The sequence below is a fragment of the Herpetosiphon giganteus genome (assembly GCF_016907925.1).
Lineage (GTDB): Bacteria > Chloroflexota > Chloroflexia > Chloroflexales > Herpetosiphonaceae > Herpetosiphon > Herpetosiphon giganteus.
Genome location: NZ_JAFBCZ010000016.1, coordinates 118,753 through 135,243, shown reverse-complemented (window position 1 = coordinate 135,243; position 16,491 = coordinate 118,753). Strand labels below are relative to the sequence as shown.

The following is a 16,491-nucleotide window of genomic DNA, read 5'->3' as shown; positions in this document are numbered from 1 at the left end:
TCATCCTTCATCCTTCATCCTTCATCCTTCATCCTTCATCCTTCATCCTTCATCCTTCATCCTTCATCCTTCATCCTTCATCCTTCATCCTTCATCCTTCATTTTTATTCCTCGCTGGCCAATTGGACAGGTCGAAGCCTGTCTAGTTGCGCTACCGATTGCCCCACTACTGGCTGAGTCGCCAATCAAGGCCGATCGCTATACTGCTTGGCAGATGGAGGTTGGCTATGAACAACAACGATTTTCAAGTTTGGTGTGCAAGCTTAGCAACGGTCTGGAACCAAGGCAAGCTTGCAGCATTAGCCCAATTATTTAGCCCAACGATTCGCTATCAAGAGCATCCGTTTGAGCCTGCCTTGTGTGGGCTGGCGGCGGTAGTTGGCTATTGGCGCAACATGCTGGCCCAACATCAGCATGTCGAATGTGCAATTACGCCAGTGCTGTTTGCAGACGGGCGCGGCGTGGCCGAATGGCACACCAAACTCTATCATCACCAACAGCAACAAGCCCAAGATCTAGCCGGAATCTTTATTGTGAATTTTGATGCCCAAGGTCAAGCCAGCGAACTACGCGAATGGTGGTTGGCCAAGGCAGTTGAGGAGCAAATAGTATGCAACGCATTGGATTAATTACTGGCGCATCACGTGGTTTAGGTCTCGCCCTCGCCCAAAAATTAGCCTTGGATGGCTGGCATTTGATTATTACAGGCCGTGGCGCGGCAGCGCTTGAGCAAGCCCGCGCCGCATTGGCAACTCGCACTAGCGTCCAAGCAATCGCAGGCGATATTGCCGACCCAGCCCATCGCCAAGACTTGGCAATTGCCGCCCAAGAATGGGGCGGCTTAGATCTGTTGGTCAATAACGCCAGCATTTTGGGGCCAAGCCCGCTCCCAAGTTTAGTCGAATATCCGCTCGCTGAATTGGCCCAGGTTTATGCAATCAACGTTTTTGCGCCGCTGGCAGCAATTCAAACCCTCGCCCCAAGCTTCAAGCCCAGCATTCGCATCATCAACATCAGCAGCGATGCGGCAATTCAAGCCTACGAAGGTTGGGGCGGCTACGGCTCCAGCAAAGCGGCGCTCGATCAATTAACCGCAATTTTAGCTGCCGAACAGCCAACATGGCGGGTCTATAGCCTCGACCCAGGCGATATGAACACCCAAATGCACCAAGAGGCGTTTCCAGGCGAGGATATTAGCGACCGCCCGCCACCAGAGGCCAGCGTGCCAGCAGTCTTACGGCTGATTAATGATGACGTGCCAAGTGGCCGCTATCGCAAGGAATAGAACATAGAACATAGTAAATAGGGATCAGAGGATCGGGGGTCAGGGGTCAGGGATCGGGTTTTAAGATCCCCTCACCCCAACCCCTCTCCCGTCGAACGGGCGAGGGGCTTCAATACGGTGATTCTTGCGTAATGCGTTGGAGTGCTCCCCTCGCCCGCGTGCAGTGGGAGAGGGGATGGGGGTGAGGGCATGTCCGTGATTGTCAAGCCCAAAGCCCATAGCCTAGTTTTTCCTTTGATTTCTGCCTTTTGACTTTTGATTTTCTTGAATGCTCTATGTTCTTGTAAATCATGAAAGTGAGCTTGCTATGCTTACAACGATAGATTTTGAACTACCGACCATCCTTGAGGCGGGCGAACCGCCTGAGGCGCGCGGCCTAGAGCGCGATCAAGTACGCTTGATGGTTTCACATAGTCGCTCAAACCAGCTTGAGCATTATCGTTTTGATCAATTGCCAACGATTTTGCAAGCAGGCGATGTGCTGGCAATCAATACCAGCGGCACGCTGAATGCGGCGATTCCAGCCACAACCAAGGCGGGCCAGCAATTAATCGTCCATCTTTCAAGCCAATTGTTGGCCGAGCTGTGGCTGGTTGAAATTCGCCAGCCCCATGGCACGAGCAGCCTGCCCTATCGCGCAGCCCTCGCCGCAACGAGCCTTGATTTGCCTGCTGACGGCAGGCTTGAAATTCATCGCGGCTATGCAGCCAACGGCGCAACAACCAATCGTTTGTGGATTGCAAGTTTGAGCTTGCCCAAACCATTGCCAAAGTATCTGGCCGAGCACGCTAAACCAATTCATTACAGTTATGTCGACCAAGATTGGCCGAGCAGCTACTATCAAACGGTCTATGCAACCGAGCTTGGCAGCGCCGAAATGCCCTCTGCAGGTCGCGCCTTTTCCGAGCGCCTGCTAACGCGGTTGGTGGCGCAAGGTATTCAAATTGCGCCCTTGCTGCTGCATACTGGTGTGGCCAGCCTCGAAGATCACGAACCGCCATATGCAGAATGGTATAGCCTGCCAGCAACCAGCGCCGATTTGATCAATCGCGCCCGCGCCGATGGCCGCCGCGTAATTGCGGTTGGCACAACTAGCGTGCGAGCAATCGAAAGCACTGTCGATCAACGTGGTTTGGTGCATCCGCAAACTGGCTGGACTGAATTGGTCATTACCGCAGAGCGCGGTTTGCGGGCAGTTGATGGCATTTTGACTGGTTTGCACGAACCAAAAGCTACCCATTTGGCAATGTTGGCGGCCTTGGCGGGCTACGAACATTTAGAATTATGCTATCGGGCAGCCTTGGAACAGCACTATCTCTGGCATGAATTTGGCGATTTACATTTGCTCTTGGGCTAATGTCGTTCGCTAGGTTGATCTTCGTGCAAGCATTGTCGCGCATAATGCTTGCACGACGTTGTGTAAGGGTAATTTATGTCAACTATGCATGCGAACGAGTTTCCAATCGATCAGGCTTTAGTGCAAGCGCTGATTGCTCGCCAATTTCCTGAATGGGCTGATTTGCCGTTGCATAAGGTTGAATCGGCGGGAACCGACAACGCGCTTTATCGCTTGGGCTAGAGCATGGTTGTGCGTTTGCCACGCATCGCTTGGGCGATTGATCAAATTGCCAGTGATTTTCGGTGGTTGCCATGGTTGCAAGCCCAACTGCCGCTCCAGATTCCGCAACCAATTGCTCAAGGCCAACCAAGCGAGGCTTATCCTTGGCAATGGGGCGTGTATGGCTGGCTCGCTGGCGAAAATGCAGTTACTGCAACCCCCAAAAATCCTCATCTTGATTTGAGCCAATTTCTGCATGCCATGCAACGAATTGATTCGCAGCATGGCCCTGTGCCTGCTTCACCAACTGCGCGCGGCGTACCGCTGATACAGCGCGATGCAGCCACTCGCGCGGCGCTGGCCGAAGCCCAAAATCTCGTTGATGCAGAACGGGTTTTGGCGGTCTGGGAGCATGCAATCCACATTGAGCCATGGCCACATGCGCCAGTCTGGATTCATGGCGATTTGCATGCTGGCAATTTGTTGGTTGTTGATGCCCAGATTAGTGCGGTAATTGATTTTGGCGCTTTGGCAATTGGCGATCCGGCCTGCGATTTGCTGCCAGCCTGGAATTTGTTCGATCGTCAGACGCGGCTTACGTTTCGCGCGGCGATGGACGTTGATAAAGCAACATGGTTACGGGGCCGAGGCTGGGCCTTGTCGATAGCGCTGATTGCCTTGCCCTACTATCAACACAGCAATCCATTTTTGGCCAATATGGCGCGTTATAGCATTCAGCAAGTGCTTGATGATTGGGATTTGGAGCAAAAATGAGCATCTATTTGACCCAATTAATCTATCTGCACGCAGACCAAAGCGCAGCCTTTGAGCAATTCGAAGCCTTGGTTTTGCCCTTGCTTGGGCAGTATCATGGACGTTTGCTGCTGCGCATTCGGCCAACTCCCGCGACAGTAATTGAGCAAAGCATTGAGCAGCCTGATGAAATTCAGCTGCTTGAATTTGCCTCAAGCGCCGATTTTGAGCGCTACCTTGCCGATCCGCTGCGCCAACAATTGCTCCATTTGAAAACGCAGTCGATTCGCTCAAGCTTGGTTATTCAAGGAACAACGCTTTAAATTGGTAATAACTCATAAACCAAATTCAGCGCCGCTTCGATCTGCATCAAATCGAAACAAGCGAGATCGAGATCGACCAAATGTTCAGCTATATGCCGAAATCCAATCAAAATAATTGGAATTGGCTGATTTAGTATATCTCTGGTATAAAAATAAATTTCTAGTGGATCGCGAAAGCCTTCAATAAAATGATCAATGATATAGATCAAATCTGGTTTCAATTGATCAATTGTATCTAAGGCTTGCTGAATACTATCACAACCAACAATTCTATAGCCCTTTTCAATTAATTCTTCAGCGGTAGGTGGAATGGCCGCAGTTCGGGCAACAAGCATAATTAATTGAGGCATATTAAAACTTTCTTGCTATTACAGATGCATATCAAGCTGCTTTGGGGCAACATTAGCCTCGTCGTTACCTCACAACAGCTCAAGCAGCATGGCTTCGATGATACGCAGGAACCAAATTGGCTTGATCATGAATAGATAAATTCAATTGTTTAGTCACCACCCTTCCGTCCCGCCTCAAGGCGGGAAACGCAGGGGGCTTTAATCCCCCTGCACCCCCTCAAGGGAATTTGATAGCAGGCAAACAATATCTGATGAACCTTTCATGCGGTGGTTCGAAGCGAAAAAACCTCGTCAATTAAGCCTTGACAACTAACGATAGTTACGTTATGATAAATTTATCAACTAACGATAGTTACGTTATCTATAAAGGAACTCGAACGATGGCACTGTTTGACCATAAACTAGCCGAAGAAATAACCGCCTTGGTGCTGCAACGTTATCGCAGCTTGGGCCATGCCTTGGGTGCAACCACATTGGCCGAGGAAGCAGCCGCCGAAACTGCTTTTCAACATAATTTAAATTTGTTGATCGAGGTTGCCAACGGGCGACATATGCGCAACGAAATTATGTTGCGGCGAATCGAATTAGCACTTGAGCAATTACTCGATCTGTTGTTGGGCAACCCGCTGCAAAGCAAAGCGGTTTTTCCAGAAGATTTTTGGCAAAGCGAGATTGGCATTTTGGTTTCGCGCACCCGCTGGTGGCTCTCCGCCGAAGACCTGATTACGATCAGCAATGCAGCGGCCTTGGCATTTGGCCAAAACAACCAAGCCAACCGCATGCGCATTGCCCGCGCAATCGACAACGGGCTTTTGGATTGGGTTCCTGATCCGTCGGTTGCCAACCCACAGCAAAATCGGCGGGTCTTGCGTTCGCAAGTCGAGCGTTTGCGCGATTTGAGCCGCTTGCCAGAGCTTGGCGATTAAAAAAAGGAGTCATCATGAACCAGCCAATTCCTCAAACTGCGGTTGAATTAGGCTTGATGCAGGGCTTTCCACCTGCATCAAACGTCGAGCATGCGCAACAATTGCTCAAGCCCTACAATCGCTGGAGCTTCCAAAACATTCAGTTGCTCAATCCGGTGGCTGATGTGTGGCATGGCAATGGCCCAAGCAGCGAATTTATATACAATCTCCAAGACTTGGATTCAATTCGCTATAAGAATTATCTTGGTCAAGAATTTGACTTTAATCATATGGTTGAGCAAAGTTACACCGATGGAATTATGGTGTTGCATCGTGGCAAAGTGATTTACGAACGCTATTTGAATGGTATGCAACCCCAAACCTTGCATGCTTGGGCCTCGGGCAGCAAATCGGTCACGGGAACCTTGGCGGCGCTATTGGTTGCTCAGCAATTGCTCGATCCGCAGGCAATAGTTGCCAGCTATTTGCCCGAATTAGCCAATAGCGGTTTTGGTGCTGCCACCCTCGCCCACGTGCTTGGCATGAGCACAGCAGTTGGGTTTAGCGAGCAAACTGGCAATTTGGTGACTGAAAATTTCAAGTATGGCGTGGCCTTGGGCTGGAACGCGCGGCCTGCTGAATATGATGGCCCAACCAATGTCTATCAGTTTTTGCCGACGATGCTAAAAACTGGCGAGCATGGTCAGCGCTTTAGCTACCAAACGCCAAATACCGATGTTTTGGCTTGGATTATCAAGCGCGTGCTGAATTGCAGTTTGGCCGAAGCAGTGTCGCAGCATCTATGGCGCAAACTTGGCGCTGAGCGCGATGCGCTGTGGGTGGTCGATTCGGCCTGTGCTGAAACCGCTGGCTCTGGTTTTTGCTCGACGCTGCGCGATATGGCGCGCTTTGGGCAAATGTTGCTCCAGCGTGGTTCATTCAATGGCCAGAAAATTCTGCCCTCAACAGCAGTTGCAGCGATTGAGGCTGGCGGCGATCAAGCGGCCTTTGCCAACAGCGCAATTGCCCACCCAAGCAATGCCAACTATTCCTACAATTATCAATGGTGGAATACCCACAACCAGCACGGAGCCTATATTGCCAATGGCTATGGCGGGCAGATGCTCTACATTGCGCCCAAAGCTGAGCTAGTCTTCGCCAAAATGAGTTCGTATCCCACGCCTACGCCCGATGGCTCGGAATTTTACGCCGCAATGGGAGCCATGCCAAGCTTAATTGCCGCCTTACAATAAGCAATACTTTCAGCGCCATTCACCCAAAAACATTTAGCGAACGATCAATCGTTCTCTAGACCCATACTCCAAACGCACGATTGAGCTATGCTAATCACCTGATGATCAATTGTTAATAGCAAATCGAGCTACACTGCCGCGAGGCGGTGTTTACTTTCTGTGCGAGGGAATATGCAGCCTGAATATGCCATTCGAACCGTCAATTTGCAACGGACTTATAAAACCAAAGAGCGCGTCTTGAAGGCACTTGATGGGGTTGATTTAGCAGTACGCCCAGGCGAATTATTTGGTTTTTTGGGGCCAAATGGCGCTGGAAAAACCACCACAATCAAAATTCTGACCACGCTGTTGCTACCAAGTGGCGGCACTGCCGAGGTTTGGGGCTTTGACGTGTTGCACGAAGCCGATGCAGTGCGCCGCCATATCAACATGGTTTCTGGCGGCGAATCGTCGGGCTATGGCTTGCTCACCGTGCGCGAAAACTTGTGGATGTTTACCCAGTTTCATGGCATGGATAGCAAAGTGGCCAATAAACGAATCGACGAATTGCTTGAAGTCATGGGCTTGGCTGATCGGGCCAAAACCCGCGTGAGCTTTCTTTCGACTGGTTTACGCCAAAAAATGAACTACATTCGCGGCTTATTGACCGACCCTGATGTGTTGTTTCTTGATGAGCCGACGCTTGGGCTTGATGTTGAAGCGGCGCGGACCCTACGCACCTACACCCGCCACTGGCTTGATACCAACCCTGGCAAAACCGTCGTTTTGACCACCCACTACATGCAAGAAGCTGACGAATTGTGTGATCGGGTGGCAATTATCAGCGGCGGCACAATTTTGGCCTGCGATACGCCAACCAGCCTTAAATATTCGTTGCAACAAGACGTGGTTTTTCGCTTGTTTACTACGCCAGTTGCGCCAGCCTTTTTGCAAGCAGTCGAGCAGATTGCGGGCGTGCAAAGCATTAGCCAACGCAGCGGCGACCAACGTGATGAATTAAGCCTGATTCTGCGTGACGATGCGATTTTGCCCCAAGTGCTGAGCCAACTTGCCAACCATAATGCAGGTTTGTTATCGCTCGAAAAACGCCAACCAACGCTCGAAGATGTTTTTGTTAACCTCGTCGGCCACTCGTTATCCGAAAGTGAGACCACTGCATGAGCGTGATTTTAGATAAACATACAGCAGTTGAGCGGGAGCCGAATCCACGGCGTGGCAAGGGGCCAAGCGCTTTTACGATCTTTTGGCGCTCGGTGATTGGGCGCGCCTATCCACGGGTTATTGGCATCCAACGCGAACTGAGTTGGTTGTTTTTTGACATCTTCTTGCCGTTTATGGCAACTATGTCGTATGTGCTGGTTTACGAGGCAATTGGCGCACCCGAATCATACAAAGGCTTGGTTTTGGTTGGCGGCGCAATGACGGCCTTTTGGCTGAATGTGCTTTGGTCGATGGCCATGCAATTGTATTGGGATAAAGAGCAGGGCAATTTGCAATTGTATATGCTCGCGCCAACCTCACGCATGGCCATTTTGACTGGCATGGCCTTGGGTGGTTTATTCTCCACCACGCTTCGGGCGGCAATTATCTTAACTGGCGGCTCGTTGATTTTTGGCATTAGCTACCAAGCAACCAGCTGGTTGGCCTTGATTGGCGTTTTCTTCTTGTCGCTCATTGCCTTGTATGGCATGGGCATGTTGCTTAGCTCAATTTTCTTGGTCTATGGTCGGGGCGCGTGGCAAATGACCGCCGCCTTGCAAGAGCCGGTTTTCTTTGTCTCTGGCTTTCATTTTCCGGTCAAAGCCTTGGGTACGGTGGTCGCGACTGGCGCTTCGGTCGTGCCATTAACTTTAGGTCTTGATGCAATGCGCCAATTGCTATTTCCTGAGATGATGCAGCAATTTCAATTTCTGAGTGTTGGCAGCGAAGCCGCAATTTTAGCAGGCCTGGCCTTATTCTTCGGCCTCCTAGCTCGCTGGTCATTGCAACGTATGGAGCGCAAATCGCGCCAAGATGGCCGCCTGACTGAACGAGGCAATTAATAAAAGGATGAATTATGAGGGATAAAGGATGAAAAGGGCTATAAATAAAGGATGAATTATGAGGGATGAAGGATGAAAAATGGCTACAAATTTGTAGAATAAATTATGAAAGATGAGTATCGATACGGGGTTCATAATTCATAATTCATAATTCATAATTCATCCTTCCAAAGGGGTTTTTATGCAGCGATTTTTGCAGGCGTTTCGGGTTGGCGCTTGGTTGGGTTGGAAAACCGAGAGCAACTGGACGAATCCGCTTTTTTATATTTTGTGGTCGCTCTTGCTGCCTATGTCGAATGGCTTGATCATGACCATGATGCTGCGGGTATTGCAACGCACGGGCAATGCAAGCGGCGCTGATCTCTTGCCCTACGTGTTTATTGGCACGGTTGTCTATTCGATTGTAGCCTTGTTGCTCGATAGCATGGCGTGGGCAGTGCTCGAAGACCGCGAACGAATGGGCATGCTCAAATACATTGCGATCACACCATCGTCGATGTATGGCTATTTGTGGGGCCGTGGCTTTGCCAAAGTTTCAATCAACTTTTTGGCCGTGCCATTAACCCTGACCTTTGGCGCATTGGTTTTGGATATTCCAATTCGGCTGAGCACAATTAATTGGCCCTTGTTGCTGGTCGTTTCATTGCTGGGGCTGCTGATTGTGACCTTTGCCGCTCAGATTTTGGCAGGCGTAACCTTGATGATTGCACGCCATGCTGGTTTTGTTGGCCAAGCAGTTTCTGGCGCGCTCTATCTGTTCACTGGTGCGTTGTTTCCAATTACCGTGCTGCCAAATTGGATGCAAGCAATTGCCCGCGCCGTGCCGCTAACCTACTGGCTTGAGGGCATGCGCCGCGCCTTGTGGGTCGATGCGCAGAATCCTGTCTACAACACGGGGCTTAATCAATTGAGCACCAGCAATTTGTTGCTGATTTTGCTGGGTTCAGCAGTGGCGATGGCCGTGATTTCAATTCCATTGCAGCGCCGCGCCGAACATCGCGCCAAAGAAAAAGGCCTGTTGGATATGAACACGGCTTACTAGGGCGTAAACAAAACCTTGCCGCCAGTCATATTGGCTTGATAGAGTTCAAGGGCGTTTTGGGCTTCGTGGAGCTTAAAGCGCCCTTGAACCGTTGAAGTCAGTTCATCAAGCAACAATTTTTGCACATTTTTGGTAATCCGCGCAAAATTCAATGGATTAATCTGGCCAATCCAATCGGTTAGCCAAAATCCAGTCACATGTTTATTTTCGAAAATTAAACTACGCGGATCGATCTGGCATGCACTATCGGCCAAGGCTCCATAAACCATCATTGTGCTGCCTTTGGGCATTGCGCTCAAGACCTGCCCCACTAATTCCCCGCCAACTGCATCAAAAGCCAAATGTGCCTGCTGTTCGTGGCACAATTTGCTCAGCGCTTCAGCAAAATCAGGGCTGCTCGAATTCAGCACATATTCAGCCCCAAGTGCTTGCAATAATTCAACTTGGGCTTCCCGACGTACAATATTAATTAAGGTTAATTTTTCGCGCTGAGCCAAACGGACGAGCATGCGGCCCAATTGGCTCGCGGCGGCGGTTTGCACCACAGCTTTGGCGTTGCGCTGGCGAGCAATATCAATCAATGCCCAAGCACTAACGGGATTGACAATAGCCGAGGCTGCTTGCTCAAAACTCAGGCTTTCGGCCAAGGGCAAGCATTGGCGGGCCGCCACAATCACATAATCGGCCCACGCGCCATCGTCTTCGGGAGCTTGGGTGGCAAATGAAACCCGCTTGCCGAGCAGCACTTTGCTATATAATTGATCGCCAGTGCTCACAATTGTGCCACTACCTTCAAAGCCTGGCACCGCAGGTAGCGGCTTTGTGATACCATAGCTACCATTTATAAACATCATATCCGAGGGATTAATTGGCGTAGCAGCAACTTTGACCAGCACTTCATGCGCTTTGAGCGGACGCAAATTGCGCTCAACCAGCGTAAGTTTTGCCAAATCGCCGCTATAATCGCTAATAATCAAGGCTTTGGTACGAATAATCGTCGGATCAAAGGTTGGTTGTTCGCTCATAAATCCAGATCCTTCTCTAGGCTTTGCGCTGCTATCATACCGCGTTTTGGCCTGAATGGTCGCCCGATTCTTGTAATTCGCTACTTGACGCTGGATTATTTTGCAGTATGATCAAGATAGTTAGTTAACTTAACTAAATTGTAAGCGGCAATGTAGCCGTTAGATATAGTGATCTACCATGACAACAAGCCGTGAATATGCCCAACAATTCATTCAATTGATCGACCGAACCAAGCGCATGCCGATGGATGGAGCCTACGCTAAAATTCATGATTTAGGCTTATCGCATTCACACTTACGCGCCATGTTTATTTTGGAAAACCAGCCAGGCTTGCCGATGAAGGATTTAGCCGAGGCCTTGGCCATGACTCCGCCCTCGGTGACGGTGCTGACGCGCAAACTTGAAGCCAGTGGCTTGCTTGAACGCCTACAAGATCAGGTTGATAGTCGGCGGGTTTTATTGCGGCTGAGCACTGATGGCGCACGCATGCTGGCCGAAATGCACAATGCCCATCTTGATCGTTTTACCCAGTTGTTGAGTGGGCTTTCGCCCAGCGATCAAGCCCAATTTTTGGTATTGATGAATCGAGCGGTCGAGGCCTTAGAGCGGATGTATCGCGAGGAATCTGAGGCTTAACCGAAGATAGCCCCTCACCCCAACCTTACAAGGGCCGTTTCTACTGAGTACCATAAATAAAATATGCAGGTTCATCAATGGATGGCGTTTGGTCGCAGATTGTCCTTGAGGGGGTGCAGGGGGATTAAAGCCCCCTGCGTTTCCCGCTGGCGGGACGGAAGGGTGGAAAAGCGGCATGGTGGTTAATGTAATGAACTATTACATATAAACAAATTCAGCTCCACTCATTGCACTCAGGCAATGATCTGTTCTTGATCGTCGATATTATTCCAATAGGCGTGGGTCATGCGTTGCGAGTTGAAGGCTGCGCCGATGTGGCCATTGCTGGCAACCAAAATTAAGCCACCCTCGCCGCCTTCGATCCGTTGGCCCAACACGGCCACTGCGGCCTCGGCAGCAGCTTGCACATCCATACCACGTTCGAGGTTTTCGATCGCTCGCCGCGCCAGCAGCACGCGCGCAATCGTTTCGCCCCAGCCGGTGGTTGAGCAACCTCCACTATGGCTATCTGCATAAAAACCACCGCCAGGAATTGGCGAATCGCCGATGCGGCCCAAGGGCTTGCCACTCATGCCACCAGTTGAAGTGGCCGCCGCAATATTGCCCAAGCCATCGAGCGCAACCGCACCTACGGTATCGGCAATCGTTTCGGCATCAGTGCTGCCCGAATCAACCTTAAAATCGCGGTCGCCGCTGGCCCACTGGGCATGGCGACGAGGCGTGATCAAGCTGGCGTTATCAACAAACTCAACCCCAGCCGCGCGCGCTACCGCCTGAGCATCGGCCTTGGCAAACAAAATATGCGGAGTTTTTAACACCGCTTGAGCGGCCAAAATTGGATTTTTGATGCCCTCGATTGCGCCAACCGCGCCAACATCAAGGCTCGTGCCATCCATCAAGCCAGCATCCATTTGGACAAAGCCTTCGCGATTGAGCACGCTGCCATAGCCAGCATTGAAGGCGGGCAAATCTTCCAAGACGATAACTGCGGCGATTGCGGCCTCAAGCGCCGTGCCACCAGCTTGCAACACTGCTTTGCCTGCACGCAAGGCTGCTTGGATTCCAGCGGCATGGTCTGGGCGCAATGATTCGGGAATATCGCCAGCGCCACCGTGAACGGCAATTGCTAAGGGCATAGATACCTCGTTAATCGAATTAAATTAAAAAACTACGCCCAGCATTATACGCTAGGCGTAGTTTTATGTTTAGAAGGCTTTTTTGAGCAGACCAATCGCGCCTTGTTTCCATGGCACGCGGTGGGTCACCCCTGAAGCGTTGGCAAAGGCGTGGCGATTATCGATATACCACTTGAAGTTGCGCAACAAGGCATCTTGGTTCGAGAACTTTGGCTTCCAGCCAAGTTGGGTTTCGGCCTTCTCGATTGAAACAAATGAATCTTTCGAGGCGGTTTCATAAACCCACTTGTAGAGCGGCGAAACTCGCAAAAATTCCAAGGCGCGCAACGTCCAAATTGCTGGAGTTGCTGGCGAGCCAATAATCTTTTTGCCATGACCAGCGTAATCGAGCACTGCTTGATAATCTTCCTTCATGGTGGCGAATTCTTTGGCCCCAATGTTGAAGGTATCGTTGGCAACTTCAGCAGGCAAGGTCATCGACAAATAAATCGCATCGCAAAGATCTTCAACATCAAGCAATTGATAGCGATTTTTGCCATTGCCAATCATCGGGAAGTTGTGGCCATCGAGCGCCCAATCGAAGAGCAAGGCGAAAACGCCAAGCCGTTCTGGCCCAATGAACGATTTTGGCCGAATAATTGCCACTTCCATGCCCTTGGCGCGATGTTCCAAGGCCACATATTCAGCCATCACTTTGGCTTTACCATACGGGCCAACGCCATCCAAGCGGTCATTTTCAACCAATGGGTGATGGTCGGGAATGCCATAGACGGCGGTTGATGAAACGTGAACCACCCGTTTTACGCCATGTTTTTTGGCCACATCAAGCACATTGCGCGTGCCATCAATATCGGTCGAGAAAATATCCTCGGCTGAATAGAGTGGCAAGGCAGCAGCAGTATGCACCACGAAATCGACCCCTTGCATGGCCCGATCAAGCCCTGCAACGTTACGAATATCGTCCTTAATGATCGTAATATGATCTTTGAGATCAGGATACGTCCAATCAGCAAAATCATATGAAATAAGGTCGTAGCCTTTGGCATCAAGGTAACGCAAGAGGTTAATCCCAAGGAAGCCAGCGCCGCCTGTTACTAACACTTTTTGACGAGTCATGATTGTATACATCCTCAAATAATTCATTTTAGATTATTTGCACATAATATCACAAATTGTTGCTGCTATGCTACACTAGAGGTTAGGGAGTAGGGGTCAGGAGTTAGGGATCAGTGATCAGGATTTGGATGACAGGGATTCTATACATTCTTTCAAGCATAATCTGACCCCTGAATCCTAGGCCCTGGCCCCTTCAAGTAACAATTTCGCGCATGAGGCGCTGTTTGATATGAGTGTTGACGTTGAAGTTCTGCGGCAATTGACCCGTTTTGCTGCGCTTGATCCAGTAGCTTTGCGCGATCTTGCCAGAGCAATGGAAGTTCGTTCGTTTCGGCCTGGTCAATATTTGGTACTTGAGGATGACCCACGCTTTGGCTTGTTTGGCATTTTAGAAGGCAGGGTGCGGCTTTCGCGCACTGCCAGCGATGGCCGCGAGCAGGTGCTCTCAATCGCCGAAACTGGCGAGTTGTTTAATATTGAGCCGTTTGTTGATGCAGGCCCTGCGCCAGCAACCGCCCGCGCGATGGCTCCCACCCGTTGCGTGCATTTACCAACTGCGGCCTTGCCCGATGTGTTGCGCAGTCACCCTGAATTTAGCTTGATTTTACTGCGCGATTTGGCAGCCCAAGCCCGCGATTTAGCAGTGCTATTGGAAGATTTGGCGTTTCGCACGGTACGCGCCCGTTTGGCACGAATTTTGTTGCACGAGGCGGCTGATGGCACGGCAGCATTAACTCATCAAGAATTGGCGGCGCGCGCAGGCACAGTGCGCGAAATTATTGGCCGCACCTTGCGCCAAATGTCCGATGAAGGCTTGGTGGAGTTGGCGCGCGGCCATGTGCTGGTACTCGATGTGGATGGTTTAGCGGCACTGATCGAAAATTAAGCTAATTCTATATATTCGTATACATCATTCAGCTTGAGATGCGCATTGATCGCCTCAAGCTGAATTGTTTGCTCTAGCTTCATCCTTCATCCTTCATCCCTCATAATTCTAAAAAGCGCTTGACTGCTTGCTCGGCGCTAAGTTGGGGGTCGCTTTTGAGCCATTGTTGCTGCAAGCGTAAAAATGGCACAATATGGTGGGTGCCAAGCTGCACTTCGCGCAAATAGAGCCTGCTCATGGGGTAGGCAGCCTCGTAATAGCCAGAGCTATGAAAGCGTTCAACCGTAGTTTCAACATCGTACATGACCACTCGATGTTTCACCCGCCAGCCTTGGGGCTTGCGTTCGGCAATCGCATATTTGGCCCACGGGCTGCCATCAAGCGGCTGACCAACCGCGCCGGTGGTGACGATCATGCGCTCGCCCCAAGGCCGAAATTGCGGAATATGGTTGTGCGAACGGATAATCGTTTGGGGGGTATCGACAAACATCGCGGCTAATTCGCGCTGCGGCGTAATTGCAAAGACCGAATCTTGGTCGTGGCGCGGCGAGGCATGTACCACCAAAAGCTCATCGCTGTGGTAGGTTGTGGCCAAATCGTGCAGGGCGGCGCGTTCAGCTTGGCTAAACTGATTGACCGTCCAAAGCGAGGGCTTCCACAAATCGCTAGCCCACTCTGCTGGCCGCACGGGCAAATCGTAATCGCGGATATAGCGTTCATGATTACCTGCCAAGAGCGTGTAGCCTGTAGATCGTGCTAAATCCAAGCATGCCCGGGGATCAGGCCCGCCGTTGATCACATCGCCATTAATGACGACGTGATCAACCGCTTGGGCTTGTAAATCCTCAAGCACAGCCTCGAAGGCCGCTAAATTACTATGAATATCGCTGAGGATGGCAATGCGCATTATTCTGCATCGGGATCTGTGGGTGGTTCCCACGGATACACAATCCACTGATCGGTTTCAGCGGCATAAAAATCGGGCCGACCTTCGACTTTGGATGAACCTGGTTTGAAGTGGAGTACGGCAACTTCATAATTTGCGCCAGCAGTATCGAGCCGTTGCTTCACCGCTGCAATCGTGCGTCCACTATCCCAAATATCATCGATCACCAATAATTTCTTGCCCACAATCAGCGGATCACTGGGAAATTGCAAGAACGTAGGAATTTCACGGGTTGTACCAATTCCAGTGTAAAATTGCACCGCAGCAACCAGAATATTGCGCCAGTTGCGACGTTGGCTAATCAAACAGGCTGGGATCATCCCGCCACGCGTGACAACCAGCAAGGCATCATAATCATTATGTAATTGTTCGTTAATAATTTCAACTAGTGATTGGATTTCATCCCATGAAAGGACGTGTTTGATCGTCATACGTTCTGCCTCGTTGAATCGCATTAGGCCTCTCATCGTGGGGTACCTCCCCACACTAGGCGGTAATGAGCGCCGTCAATTAAGCTATTCGCGATATTGTACCAGATAGGAGCTAGTATGAAACATTCTTCAACCGCGATCGCGCAACTGTTACTTGAGGCCGGAGCTGTCGTGCTGGCTCCAGATAAGCCGTTTCGCTTTGCATCGGGCATTCTTTCGCCAATTTATTGCGATAATCGTTTGCTTTTGGCTCAAGTCAGCGCCCGCCGCACCATCACCGAGGCAATCTGCCAGCAAATTGGCGATGAATTATTAAACACCGAAGTAATTGCCGGAACTGCCACTGCTGGCGTGCCTTGGGCGGCATGGGTGGCCCATGAATTAAGTTTGCCGATGGCCTATGTGCGTTCAGGAGCCAAAAAATATGGCCGTGGCCAACAAGTCGAAGGCGGCGTGCAGACCAATCAACGGGTCGTTGTGATTGAGGATTTGATCAGCACCGGCGGTAGTGCCTTAGATGCAGTCGCCGGGTTGCGCCAGATTAACGCACTTGTGGCCGATTGTTGTGCAATCTTTACCTACGAGATGGAAGAATCGAAGCAGCGCTTTAATGCAGCTGGCGTGCGCTTAATGACCTTAACCAATCTTTCAACCTTGTTAGAAGTAGCCGCCCAGCAAAACTACATTCGCCCAGAACATCGCAGCCTGATTAGCGATTGGGCCACCGATCCCGCTGGTTGGGCTGCCCGCGCTGGAATTAACGCCGAATAATATTCCCCTCAACTTGCAGATAACTATCTAAG

Annotated in this window: 20 protein-coding genes; 14 read left to right on the top strand and 6 right to left on the bottom strand. The window is 50.7% G+C overall.

All coding sequences use genetic code 11. The features are described from left to right. Nucleotides 1-227 precede the first annotated feature (227 nt). From JOD20_RS15590 to JOD20_RS15565, 6 genes are all read left to right on the top strand, one after another. Complete coding sequence (locus JOD20_RS15590; protein ID WP_204756156.1) at nt 228-629, top strand: nuclear transport factor 2 family protein; 402 nt, start codon at nt 228-230, stop codon at nt 627-629. Continuing rightward, entirely contained in the window at nt 611-1,285 is a 675-nt protein-coding gene (locus JOD20_RS15585) for an SDR family oxidoreductase (protein ID WP_204756155.1), read from the top strand. Before JOD20_RS15590 ends, JOD20_RS15585 begins: the two co-directional genes overlap by 19 nt. Before the next feature lie 307 nt (nt 1,286-1,592). Next, complete coding sequence (locus JOD20_RS15580) at nt 1,593-2,642, top strand: S-adenosylmethionine:tRNA ribosyltransferase-isomerase (RefSeq protein WP_204756154.1); 1,050 nt, start codon at nt 1,593-1,595, stop codon at nt 2,640-2,642. A gap of 75 nt (nt 2,643-2,717) precedes the next feature. After that, nucleotides 2,718-2,864 (top strand): hypothetical protein, encoded by a 147-nt coding sequence (locus JOD20_RS15575; RefSeq protein ID WP_204756153.1) that lies wholly within the window; start codon nt 2,718-2,720, stop codon nt 2,862-2,864. Between the two features lie 3 nt (nt 2,865-2,867). Then, nucleotides 2,868-3,617, top strand: coding sequence for an aminoglycoside phosphotransferase family protein (locus tag JOD20_RS15570; protein WP_204756152.1), 750 nt, complete (start codon nt 2,868-2,870; stop codon nt 3,615-3,617). Beyond that, on the top strand, nt 3,614-3,919 hold the full coding sequence (locus JOD20_RS15565; RefSeq protein ID WP_204756151.1) for a DUF1330 domain-containing protein: 306 nt from the start codon (nt 3,614-3,616) through the stop codon (nt 3,917-3,919). Before JOD20_RS15570 ends, JOD20_RS15565 begins: the two co-directional genes overlap by 4 nt. On the opposite strand, the gene JOD20_RS15560 is transcribed toward JOD20_RS15565, so the two are convergent. Next, nucleotides 3,916-4,269, bottom strand: coding sequence for a hypothetical protein (locus tag JOD20_RS15560; protein WP_204756150.1), 354 nt, complete (start codon nt 4,267-4,269; stop codon nt 3,916-3,918). The two genes, JOD20_RS15565 and JOD20_RS15560, sit on opposite strands and share 4 nt — an antisense overlap. A 380-nt stretch (nt 4,270-4,649) precedes the next feature. Between JOD20_RS15560 and JOD20_RS15555 the strand changes: the two genes are divergently transcribed. The 5 genes from JOD20_RS15555 (at nt 4,650) to JOD20_RS15535 (ending at nt 9,511) form a co-directional block, all read left to right on the top strand. Beyond that, entirely contained in the window at nt 4,650-5,195 is a 546-nt protein-coding gene (locus JOD20_RS15555) for a hypothetical protein (RefSeq protein ID WP_204756149.1), read from the top strand. Between the two features lie 14 nt (nt 5,196-5,209). Then, nucleotides 5,210-6,427 carry a serine hydrolase domain-containing protein gene (locus JOD20_RS15550; protein WP_204756148.1) on the top strand — a complete coding sequence of 406 codons (1,218 nt, stop codon included), beginning with the start codon at nt 5,210-5,212 and terminating at the stop codon, nt 6,425-6,427. A 171-nt stretch (nt 6,428-6,598) separates the two neighbouring features. Further along, nucleotides 6,599-7,588: an ABC transporter ATP-binding protein gene (locus tag JOD20_RS15545; RefSeq protein ID WP_204756147.1), complete on the top strand. Its 990-nt coding sequence runs from the start codon at nt 6,599-6,601 to the stop codon at nt 7,586-7,588. After that, a complete protein-coding gene (locus tag JOD20_RS15540; RefSeq protein ID WP_204756146.1) occupies nt 7,585-8,469 on the top strand; it encodes an ABC transporter permease in 885 nt (294 codons plus the stop codon). Before JOD20_RS15545 ends, JOD20_RS15540 begins: the two co-directional genes overlap by 4 nt. 181 nt (nt 8,470-8,650) lie before the next feature. Next, a complete protein-coding gene (locus JOD20_RS15535; RefSeq protein ID WP_204756145.1) occupies nt 8,651-9,511 on the top strand; it encodes an ABC transporter permease in 861 nt (286 codons plus the stop codon). Here the strand turns inward: JOD20_RS15535 and JOD20_RS15530 are convergent. Next, nucleotides 9,508-10,536 carry a zinc-binding dehydrogenase gene (locus tag JOD20_RS15530; protein WP_204756144.1) on the bottom strand — a complete coding sequence of 343 codons (1,029 nt, stop codon included), beginning with the start codon at nt 10,534-10,536 and terminating at the stop codon, nt 9,508-9,510. The genes JOD20_RS15535 and JOD20_RS15530 overlap by 4 nt on opposite strands. Before the next feature lie 178 nt (nt 10,537-10,714). Between JOD20_RS15530 and JOD20_RS15525 the strand changes: the two genes are divergently transcribed. Continuing rightward, nucleotides 10,715-11,173: a MarR family winged helix-turn-helix transcriptional regulator gene (locus tag JOD20_RS15525; protein ID WP_054533729.1), complete on the top strand. Its 459-nt coding sequence runs from the start codon at nt 10,715-10,717 to the stop codon at nt 11,171-11,173. Nucleotides 11,174-11,406: 233 nt separating this feature from the next. Here JOD20_RS15525 and JOD20_RS15520 read toward each other — a convergent pair whose 3' ends face one another. Both JOD20_RS15520 and JOD20_RS15515 read right to left on the bottom strand, forming a co-directional pair. Beyond that, nucleotides 11,407-12,309 carry an isoaspartyl peptidase/L-asparaginase family protein gene (locus tag JOD20_RS15520; protein ID WP_204756143.1) on the bottom strand — a complete coding sequence of 301 codons (903 nt, stop codon included), beginning with the start codon at nt 12,307-12,309 and terminating at the stop codon, nt 11,407-11,409. Between the two features lie 69 nt (nt 12,310-12,378). After that, a complete protein-coding gene (locus JOD20_RS15515) occupies nt 12,379-13,425 on the bottom strand; it encodes an NAD-dependent epimerase/dehydratase family protein (RefSeq protein WP_054533727.1) in 1,047 nt (348 codons plus the stop codon). A gap of 229 nt (nt 13,426-13,654) precedes the next feature. Here JOD20_RS15515 and JOD20_RS15510 point away from each other — a divergent pair, with 229 nt between their 5' ends. After that, nucleotides 13,655-14,311 carry a Crp/Fnr family transcriptional regulator gene (locus JOD20_RS15510; RefSeq protein WP_204756142.1) on the top strand — a complete coding sequence of 219 codons (657 nt, stop codon included), beginning with the start codon at nt 13,655-13,657 and terminating at the stop codon, nt 14,309-14,311. 100 nt (nt 14,312-14,411) lie between these two features. On the opposite strand, the gene JOD20_RS15505 is transcribed toward JOD20_RS15510, so the two are convergent. Together JOD20_RS15505 and JOD20_RS15500 are read right to left on the bottom strand one after the other, a co-directional pair. Next, nucleotides 14,412-15,218, bottom strand: a complete 807-nt coding sequence (locus JOD20_RS15505) for a metallophosphoesterase family protein (RefSeq protein ID WP_204756141.1) — start codon at nt 15,216-15,218, stop codon at nt 14,412-14,414. Further along, the gene (locus JOD20_RS15500; protein WP_239583880.1) at nt 15,218-15,712 is read right to left on the bottom strand and encodes a phosphoribosyltransferase; all 495 of its coding nucleotides are present in this window, start codon (nt 15,710-15,712) and stop codon (nt 15,218-15,220) included. The genes JOD20_RS15505 and JOD20_RS15500 overlap by 1 nt, the downstream gene beginning before the upstream one ends. A 93-nt stretch (nt 15,713-15,805) precedes the next feature. Between JOD20_RS15500 and pyrE the strand changes: the two genes are divergently transcribed. Further along, nucleotides 15,806-16,459: an orotate phosphoribosyltransferase gene (gene pyrE, locus JOD20_RS15495; protein WP_204756140.1), complete on the top strand. Its 654-nt coding sequence runs from the start codon at nt 15,806-15,808 to the stop codon at nt 16,457-16,459. Nucleotides 16,460-16,491 lie beyond the last annotated feature (32 nt).

Coding starts and splice junctions, on each gene's coding strand:
- JOD20_RS15530 (WP_204756144.1), bottom strand. CDS start 10,536: ATGAGCGAACAACCAACCTTTGATCCGACGATTATTCGTACCAAAGCC.
- JOD20_RS15590 (WP_204756156.1), top strand. CDS start 228: ATGAACAACAACGATTTTCAAGTTTGGTGTGCAAGCTTAGCAACGGTC.
- JOD20_RS15550 (WP_204756148.1), top strand. CDS start 5,210: ATGAACCAGCCAATTCCTCAAACTGCGGTTGAATTAGGCTTGATGCAG.
- pyrE (WP_204756140.1), top strand. CDS start 15,806: ATGAAACATTCTTCAACCGCGATCGCGCAACTGTTACTTGAGGCCGGA.
- JOD20_RS15525 (WP_054533729.1), top strand. CDS start 10,715: ATGACAACAAGCCGTGAATATGCCCAACAATTCATTCAATTGATCGAC.
- JOD20_RS15570 (WP_204756152.1), top strand. CDS start 2,868: ATGGTTGTGCGTTTGCCACGCATCGCTTGGGCGATTGATCAAATTGCC.
- JOD20_RS15520 (WP_204756143.1), bottom strand. CDS start 12,309: ATGCCCTTAGCAATTGCCGTTCACGGTGGCGCTGGCGATATTCCCGAA.
- JOD20_RS15545 (WP_204756147.1), top strand. CDS start 6,599: ATGCAGCCTGAATATGCCATTCGAACCGTCAATTTGCAACGGACTTAT.
- JOD20_RS15540 (WP_204756146.1), top strand. CDS start 7,585: ATGAGCGTGATTTTAGATAAACATACAGCAGTTGAGCGGGAGCCGAAT.
- JOD20_RS15585 (WP_204756155.1), top strand. CDS start 611: ATGCAACGCATTGGATTAATTACTGGCGCATCACGTGGTTTAGGTCTC.
- JOD20_RS15560 (WP_204756150.1), bottom strand. CDS start 4,269: ATGCCTCAATTAATTATGCTTGTTGCCCGAACTGCGGCCATTCCACCT.
- JOD20_RS15565 (WP_204756151.1), top strand. CDS start 3,614: ATGAGCATCTATTTGACCCAATTAATCTATCTGCACGCAGACCAAAGC.
- JOD20_RS15535 (WP_204756145.1), top strand. CDS start 8,651: ATGCAGCGATTTTTGCAGGCGTTTCGGGTTGGCGCTTGGTTGGGTTGG.
- JOD20_RS15505 (WP_204756141.1), bottom strand. CDS start 15,218: ATGCGCATTGCCATCCTCAGCGATATTCATAGTAATTTAGCGGCCTTC.
- JOD20_RS15500 (WP_239583880.1), bottom strand. CDS start 15,712: ATGCGATTCAACGAGGCAGAACGTATGACGATCAAACACGTCCTTTCA.
- JOD20_RS15510 (WP_204756142.1), top strand. CDS start 13,655: ATGAGTGTTGACGTTGAAGTTCTGCGGCAATTGACCCGTTTTGCTGCG.
- JOD20_RS15575 (WP_204756153.1), top strand. CDS start 2,718: ATGTCAACTATGCATGCGAACGAGTTTCCAATCGATCAGGCTTTAGTG.
- JOD20_RS15515 (WP_054533727.1), bottom strand. CDS start 13,425: ATGACTCGTCAAAAAGTGTTAGTAACAGGCGGCGCTGGCTTCCTTGGG.
- JOD20_RS15580 (WP_204756154.1), top strand. CDS start 1,593: ATGCTTACAACGATAGATTTTGAACTACCGACCATCCTTGAGGCGGGC.
- JOD20_RS15555 (WP_204756149.1), top strand. CDS start 4,650: ATGGCACTGTTTGACCATAAACTAGCCGAAGAAATAACCGCCTTGGTG.